The organism is Paenibacillus sp. AR247 (assembly GCF_002968895.1).
GTDB classification, from domain to species: domain Bacteria; phylum Bacillota; class Bacilli; order Paenibacillales; family Paenibacillaceae; genus Paenibacillus_AQ; species Paenibacillus_AQ favisporus.
On record NZ_PCZT01000009.1, the window covers coordinates 272,025 to 274,163 of the forward strand.

The 2,139-nt window shown below is 50.2% G+C and carries 3 protein-coding genes; all 3 read left to right on the forward strand.

Annotation, left to right across the window (positions count from 1 at the left end; translation table 11 throughout):
* Positions 1-558: DUF4838 domain-containing protein (locus CPT76_RS09145; RefSeq protein ID WP_181152752.1), on the forward strand; the 558-nt coding region annotated here is incomplete at its 5' end.
* Between the two features lie 54 nt (positions 559-612).
* Complete coding sequence (locus CPT76_RS09150; protein WP_374954632.1) at positions 613-1,602, forward strand: ABC transporter permease; 990 nt, start codon at positions 613-615, stop codon at positions 1,600-1,602.
* 16 nt (positions 1,603-1,618) lie between these two features.
* Positions 1,619-2,139 (forward strand): carbohydrate ABC transporter permease (locus CPT76_RS37160; RefSeq protein ID WP_181152753.1); only part of this gene is annotated, 521 nt, incomplete at its 3' end.

Consider the following 2,139-nt stretch of genomic DNA (forward strand, 5'->3'; position numbering starts at 1 on the left):
AACATCCAATTTTTCATTCGCAATCATGTGAAGGGTATCTTCGAGCAGGGCAGCTACGAAAAGGGAGGCGGCGGCGAATTTGCCGAACTGAGGGCATACGTGTTATCCAAGCTGCTTTGGAATCCGGAAAGCGACGTCGATACGGCGATCGATGAATTTCTGACCGGATATTACGGCATGGCGGCAACGCCGCTGCGCCAATATATAGATATGCTGCATGACAAAGTGGAGCGGGAGCATATCCACACCGGAATTTACGATCCGCCGACGAGCGATTATTTGTCGAAGGATCTGATCGAGCAAGCGGCGGCGTTGTTCGACCGGGCCGAAATGCTTGCCGATGACGAGGAGATCCTGCACCGGGTTCATGTTGCCAGGCTTCCGATTCGCTACGTGCAGCTGTCCGCCATGCCGCAGGATGTCCCGAACCGGCAGGAGCTAATCGATCAGTTCTTCGCCGACGTTCAGGCTGAGGGCATTACCGCCTTATGGGAAGGACGCAGCCTGGAGAAATCCAAACAGATGATGGAAGAGGGATCCGTTTTTGTGCATGCATAGCATGCGGGACATGTGGAATAATCGATGATCGGTATTGGATTCTGAGTCCAGGAGGTGGGGAGCTTGCCTGCAAATCATCAATCGGAAGTGCTTGCGAATTCGGGCTCTGCGAAACGGGTGTGGAGAAGGCTTCGACAGCAAAAGTTCTATCAAATAAGTGTTTTGATCGGTATCGCGTATCTGCTTGTTTTTGCCTATGTGCCCATGGTCGGGCTCATCATTGCCTTCAAGAATTTCAAGTTATCGTCTGGAATTCCCGGATTTTTCACCAGTGAATGGGTCGGATTCAAATGGTTTTCGGAGTTTTACCATGACATCAGCTTTTGGCAGATTATCCGCAATACGGTGGTCATCAGTCTGCTGAAAATCCTGTTTACTTTTCCGATTCCGATCCTGTTTGCGATAGCGCTGAATGAAGTAAGGAAAGAAGGCTTGAAGCGCTTCGCGCAAACCGCAAGCTATCTGCCCCACTTTATATCATGGGTCGTCGTCTCGGGCATGCTGTTCTCCTTCCTGAACTCGCAAAACGGTGTCATTAACCAGCTGCTAATGGCCGTTGGTCTAATCGATAAACCGGTATCCTTTTTGGCGAGCGCTTCGTATTTTTGGCCGATGCTGGTGCTCAGCGATATTTGGAAGGAGATGGGCTGGTGGACGATCATTTTTCTGGCGGCCATAGCCGGAGTCGACCCCACACTGCATGAGGCAGCGGTCGTGGATGGCGCGGGACGTATGCAGCGGATCTTGTACGTGACGCTTCCCAGCATTAAAACAACCATTATCGTTGTGCTGATCCTGGCATTAGGTAACCTGTTCGGTGGCGGGCTGGGCGGATCCAACTTTGAGCAGGCGTATTTGCTGGGGAATCCGGTGAATAACAGCGTTTCGGAGATCATCCAGACCTATACCTTAAAAATGGGCCTGGCTCAAGGCAGATACTCTTATGCGACAGCGATCGGCCTGATTCAATCCGTGATCTCGCTCACGCTGATTCTCGTCAGCAATTATTCCGCCAAAAAGGCGTCTGGCGTTGGACTTTTCTAACCGGGGGGAATAAACGATGAAACGCGGATTTCGACGTACCAGGGAAGATTACGTGATTGACGGCATCGTGTATGCCATCTTGATCGTGGTTATGATCGCTACCATATACCCATTCTACTATTCGCTCATTATTTCGCTGAATAACGGCATCGATGCCTCGCGGGGCGGGATCTTTTTCTGGCCGCGCATGTTTACATGGGATAACTATGAGGCTGTTTTCTCCAATGACCAGCTAATCAAAGCGTACGGAGTCACGATTGCCAGAACGCTGATCGGCACCGTATCCAGCCTTGCTTTTACTGCACTGGTTGCCTACTGTCTCGCCCATAAGGGACTCATGTTCAAAAACTATTATTTTCTCATCTTTATCATTGCGATGTATTTCTCAGGCGGACTCATTCCTTACTTCATTCTGATTAAAAAGCTGCACTTGATGAACACGTTCGCCGTGTATATTATCCCGGACTTATTAAGCGTGTTTAACGTCATCATCATGATGTCCTTCTTTCGCGAGCTGCCGGAGGCGCTGAAGGAATC